Consider the following 5,667-nt stretch of genomic DNA (forward strand, 5'->3'; position numbering starts at 1 on the left):
ATGACGCTATGGGTGCCGATGCTGTCGGGTCATCTGACGCTGCCCACTGCCTTTGACCCAGTCAGCTGGCACGCGCACGAATTCCTGTTCGGCTACCTCGGCGCGGTGATCGCGGGGTTTCTCTTGACCGCTGTGCCAAACTGGACAGGCCGGTTGCCCATCGTGGGCTGGCCGCTTGGCGGGCTGTTCCTTCTGTGGCTGGCCGGGCGCGTGGCAGTTGCCATGTCGGGCACCCTGCCTGTCGGGGTGGCGGCGACGGTCGATCTGTCCTTTCCGCTGGTTCTGGCCGCGGCCATTGGGCGTGAGATCGTGGCGGGCAAGAACTGGCGCAATCTGATCGTGCTGGCGATGCTGGCGGTCTTTGCCCTTGGCAACGGACTGTACCACTGGGAGGCGGCGCGGGGGGATTATGCCGCCCAAGGTTATGGCCTGCGTCTGGGGTTGGCGGCGGGTGTCATGATGATCGCGGTCATCGGTGGGCGGATTGTACCGTCCTTTACCCGCAACTGGCTGGTGCGGCGCGGGCCGGGAAAACTGCCCGCCCCGCCGATGCAGGGGTTCGACAAGGTGGCCCTGCTGGCTCTCTTGGCGGCGCTGCTCATGTGGGTCGCGCTGCCGACGTCCTTGGTGACCGCCGTCTTGCTGGGGCTGGCAGGTGCTCTGCATGCTATCCGACTGGCGCGATGGGCGGGCATCCGCACGGCGGCGGAGCCACTCGTCCTGGTGCTGCACGCTGGTTATGCTTTCCTGCCGCTGGGGGCCATCGCGCTCGCGGCAGAGATCTTGATGCCGGATGTCTTCGGCATGGCCGCAGCACAGCATCTCTGGATGGGCGGCGCTGTCGGGTTGATGACACTCGCGGTGATGACGCGTGCAACCCTGGGCCATACTGGGCAAGAGTTGCACGCAGGCCCCGGCACGGTGGCGATCTATCTGGCGCTGGTCACCGCTGTCCTGGCGCGCGTGGCCGCGGGGGTCTGGACCGATGAGGCGATGGCGATGCACAGCCTGGCCGGAGTGGCTTGGATAGGGGCCTTTGGCGGCTATGCCGTTCTGTACGGGCGGTTTCTGCTGCGCCTGCCGCCTGCGAAACGGATCTGACTGGGCATGGGCTGGAACGAATTCGCCTTTGCCTTCGGGGCCTTCTTCCTGACCCACTCCATTCCGATCCGCCCGCCGTTGCGGCCCTGGGCGGTGGCAAGGCTGGGGCATGCAGGCTTTGGCATCGCCTATTCGGCTCTCTCACTTGGCGTGCTGGCATGGTTGATCGCGGCAGCGGGTCGAGCGCCCTATGTGCCGCTTTGGGACTGGGCGCCGTGGCAGAACCATGTCGTGCTGGCCGTGATGCTGCCGGTCTGCGTGATCCTGTCGCTGGCAATTGCACGACCGAACCCCTTTTCCTTCGGCGGCGCGCAAAATGACCGGTTCGACCCGGCGAGCCCCGGAATCGTCCGCCTGACGCGGCATCCCCTGCTTCTGGCGCTCGGGATATGGTCGGCGGCGCATATCCTGCCAAACGGCGACTTGGCGCATGTGATACTGTTCGGCACCTTCGCCGGTTTCGCGATGCTTGGCGGCCGCCTTGTCGACCGGCGGCGACAGCGAGAGATGGGGCAGAGATGGCACGACCTGCGCGCAGCCCTATCGGAATGCCCCGCATCGCTATCCCTGACCGCCGACACCCTTTTGCGCTTGGCTGCCGGGCTCATGCTCTATGCGGGGTTGATCTGGCTGCATCCCCTGGTGATCGGAGTGGACCCTCTGGTCTGACGCCTCAGGTGGACCCGTCGTCGATCAGCGGGTTCGGCTTGGCAAACCGCTCGAACTCTGCCTGGTTGGTGATTGTGATACGTGTTCCGTCCACCTCCAGCCCATAGGGCTGCAACCCCTTGAAGGCGCGGCTCAGGTTTTCGGCGGTCATCCCAAGCACTGAAGCGAGGCGGCGCTTCTCGAAATCAAGGTCGAACGATGCTGCCCCACCGGCGCGCCTCTGCTGGCGCAGCAAATAGTTCGCCAGCCGCTCCAACGATGTCCGCAGCTTCAGGTCTTTCTGCGCCTTAATGACCGAGCGGTAGCACTGCGCCAGTTCTGTCACGATGGCGCGGGCAAAGTTGCCGTCAATGTCGAAAACGGCGCGCACATCCTGACTGGGGATCAGCGCGATCCGGCTCTTCTCCAATGTGCGGGCCGACATGAGGTAAGGCGCATCCTTGATCGTAGCGGCCAGGATGAAGGTCGAGATGGGCCGAACAGTCGCAAGGCTGGTCTCACGGCCATTCCAGGCCGAGAAGAGGTCAACCGAACCGGAAAGCACAACATGCAGGAAGTCGCTCGGGTCGCCTTCAGTGATCAGTTCGATCTGCGCCGGGAAGTTCTGGACATAAGCACCGCGCATCAAGGCCGAGAAATTCTCGTCCGCCATCTGTGAAAACAGCGCGAGGTCGCGAATCTCCCTGAATGATGAATCGGGCATCCTGTCGTCCTTAGAAGTGCTTTGGCAGAGTCCAATCCCACGATTGATAATTGTCAAGCCAACAATTGATCATCGCAGGAGGAGCCTTGACTGACCCTGCAAGCGAACCTGACATTTTTCACTAAGCCATTTATTTCAATAAGAAATCCGCAACAGATGATCTAGATCAACCTCTTTGGCCTGCGTGGATCTCAGGACTGGCATCAACCCCACTGGGGAAACTGCCTCCCTCTTGCCGGAGATCCCGCCATGCAGACCGCAACGACAGCCTCACGCGCCGACCAGACCCGCGCCCTGACGCTGAGCACGATCGCCTTCACCGCCTGTTTCGCCGTCTGGACGATCTTTTCGATCATCGGCGTCGCCATCAAGGGCGAGCTGGGGCTGAACGATACGCAGTTTGGCCTCTTGGTCGCCACCCCGATCCTGACCGGTTCGTTGACACGCATCTTCCTTGGGGTCTGGACCGAGAAGTATGGCGGGCGGCTGGTGTTCTCGACGCAAATGCTGCTGGCGGCCTTGGCGACCTGGGCGCTGACCTTTGCCGACAGCTATCCGATGTATCTGTTGGCCGCATTGGGCGTTGGCCTAGCGGGCGGATCTTTCATCATCGGCGTCGCCTATGTCAGCCGCTGGTATGATGCGGGCCATCAGGGCACCGCGCTTGGCATCTTTGGCGCGGGGAATATCGGGGCAGCGGTGACCAAGTTCGTCGCGCCCTTCGTGATGGTGGGCTTTGGCTGGCAAGGGGTAGCGAATGTCTGGGCCGCAGGCCTGGCACTGATGGCGGTGATCTTCTTTGTTTTCGCCAAGGACGATCCCTCGCTCGTTGAACGTCGCCGGACCGGGGCAAAGCCGCCAAGTTTCGCCCAGCAGTTCGCGCCCCTGAAGAACCTGCAGGTCTGGCGCTTCTCGCTCTACTACTTCTTCGTCTTCGGCGCCTTCGTCGCGCTGGCGCTGTGGTTGCCGCACTACCTGATCGACGTCTACGGCGTCGATGTGCGCACAGCCGGCATGGCGGCCGCCTCGTTCAGCCTGTCGGCCAGCCTGTTCCGGGCCTATGGCGGACACCTTTCCGACAAGTTCGGCGCGCGGTCGGTCATGTACTGGACCTTCGGCTTTTCGATGCTGTTCCTGTTCATGCTGTCGTACCCGCCGACCGACTATGTCATCCAGGGCAAGGATGGCGTCATCGCCTTTTCAACCAGCATGGGGCTGTGGCCCTTCATCGCCACGCTCTTCGCGCTTGGCTTCTTCATGAGCCTCGGCAAGGCGGCGGTGTTCAAGCACATCCCGGTCTACTACCCCAACAACGTCGGCGCAGTCGGTGGCCTTGTCGGCATGATCGGCGGGCTTGGCGGGTTCGTCCTCCCCATCGCCTTTGGAGCCCTTTTGGACCTGACGGGCATCTATACCTCGTGCTTTGCGCTGCTGTTCGTGCTGGTCGGGATCGCGCTGACCTGGATGCACCTGTCGATCCGCGCCATGGAGCGCGCCGCGCATGGCGAGGTTCTGGACCGCCTGCCGCAGCTGCCTGAGATGCAGCCGATCCACCACCCCGAACGCACCGCCATGCCGCGTGTGATCGAGGATTGGCGGCCCGAGGATGCGACCTTCTGGGCTGACAAGGGCCGTGCCGTCGCACGCCGCAACCTGTGGCTCTCGATCCCTGCCCTGCTCCTAGCCTTCTCGGTCTGGATGGTCTGGTCGATGGTCGTGGCGAAGCTTCCGCTGATCGGATTTGCCTTCACGCCGGAACAGCTGTTTTGGCTGGCCGCACTGCCTGCGCTTTCCGGGGCAACGCTGCGCATCTTCTACGGCTTCATGGTGCCGATCTTTGGTGGGCGGCTCTGGACGACGCTTTCCACCGCCTCGCTGCTGCTGCCCGCCATCGGCATCGGCTATGCCGTGCAGAACCCGGAAACCCCCTACTTCATCTTCCTGGTTCTGGCGCTTCTTTGCGGGCTTGGCGGGGCCAACTTCGCCTCTTCGATGGCCAACATCGGCTACTTCTTCCCGAAGGCGGAAAAGGGCAATGCGCTCGCTCTGAACGCAGGCCTTGGCAACCTGGGCGTCAGCGTCATGCAGTTCCTGGTGCCGCTGGTCATCACCGCCGGTGTCTTTGGTGCCGTGGGCGGCGAGGGCGTGGCTCTGCAGGATGGCGGCACGCTGTGGCTGCAAAACGCAGGCTTTATCTGGGTGCCGTTCATCCTGGCCTCGACCATCGCGGCGTGGTTGGGGATGAATGACATAGCCGATGCCAAGGCGAGTTTTGCCCAGCAATCAGTGATCTTTGGCCGCACGCAGAATTGGCTGATGTGCGTCCTCTACATCGGCACCTTCGGCAGCTTCATCGGCTATTCGGCAGGCTTCCCGCTGCTGTCCAAGATCGCTTTCCCGGATGTGAACGCGCTGCAATACGTCTTCCTCGGGCCGCTGGTCGGCGCGCTGAGCCGTGCCGGCACGGGCTGGGTTGCGGATCGGTTCGGCGGCGGCCGCGTCACCTTTTGGGTCTTCGCGGGGATGATCGCATCCGTTCTGGCCGTGATCTTCTCGCTGCAGGCCGGCAGTTTCCCTGGGTTCTTCGCAGGCTTCATCGCGCTGTTCTTCTTCACCGGGGTCGGCAATGCGTCCACCTTCCAGATGATCCCAGTCATCATGGGCCGCGAAGTGCCGCGCCTGATGCCGCAGCTGACCGGCGCCGACCGCGCCCGCCAGATCGCGATGGAGTCGAGCGGCATCGTCGCCTTCACCAGCGCCATCGGCGCCTATGGCGGCTTCTTCATCCCCAAGGCCTATGGCTCTTCCATCGCGATGACCGGCTCACCCGTCGGCGCACTGTGGCTGTTCCTTGCCTTCTACGTGATCTGCCTGGTCCTGACCTGGGTCGTCTACACCCGGCCCGGCGGACTTCTTCATGACATCGAGCGTGGTCGCGCTTTTGCCGCCCCCCACCCTGCCGAATAACGAAAGGACGCCAAGATGAGCCACCTGCTCGACAGACTGAACTTCTTTCAGAAGAAGACGCTGGAAACCTTCTCGGACGGTTGGGGCGAAACCACGCGCGAGGATCGGGGGTGGGAGGACACCTATCGGAACCGCTGGCGGCACGACAAGATCGTGCGGTCAACCCACGGGGTGAACTGCACCGGATCGTGCAGCTGGAAGATCTACGTCAAGTCCGGCATCGTGAC

At 63.1% G+C, this 5,667-nt stretch carries 5 protein-coding genes; 4 read left to right on the forward strand and 1 reads right to left on the reverse strand.

The window, feature by feature from the left end:
* Nucleotides 1-1,101, forward strand: a 1,101-nt coding sequence (locus ACRCSW_RS06565; protein WP_438703609.1) for an NnrS family protein, incomplete at its 5' end; no start/stop codon positions are given.
* Nucleotides 1,102-1,107: 6 nt separating this feature from the next.
* Entirely contained in the window at nucleotides 1,108-1,770 is a 663-nt protein-coding gene (locus ACRCSW_RS06570) for an NnrU family protein (RefSeq protein ID WP_374303164.1), read from the forward strand.
* Between the two features lie 4 nt (nucleotides 1,771-1,774).
* Here the strand turns inward: ACRCSW_RS06570 and ACRCSW_RS06575 are convergent, their stop codons facing one another.
* Nucleotides 1,775-2,473, reverse strand: a complete 699-nt coding sequence (locus ACRCSW_RS06575; RefSeq protein ID WP_438703611.1) for a cyclic nucleotide-binding domain-containing protein — start codon at nucleotides 2,471-2,473, stop codon at nucleotides 1,775-1,777.
* Between the two features lie 249 nt (nucleotides 2,474-2,722).
* Between ACRCSW_RS06575 and ACRCSW_RS06580 the strand changes: the two genes are divergently transcribed.
* Together ACRCSW_RS06580 and ACRCSW_RS06585 are read left to right on the forward strand one after the other, a co-directional pair.
* Entirely contained in the window at nucleotides 2,723-5,440 is a 2,718-nt protein-coding gene (locus tag ACRCSW_RS06580) for a nitrate/nitrite transporter (protein ID WP_438703613.1), read from the forward strand.
* 15 nt (nucleotides 5,441-5,455) lie between these two features.
* The coding region (locus ACRCSW_RS06585) for a hypothetical protein (protein WP_438703615.1) at nucleotides 5,456-5,667 on the forward strand (212 nt) is incomplete at its 3' end.

Origin of the sequence: Tabrizicola sp. (assembly GCF_051645465.1) — a bacterium.
Taxonomy (GTDB): Bacteria; Pseudomonadota; Alphaproteobacteria; order Rhodobacterales; family Rhodobacteraceae; genus Tabrizicola.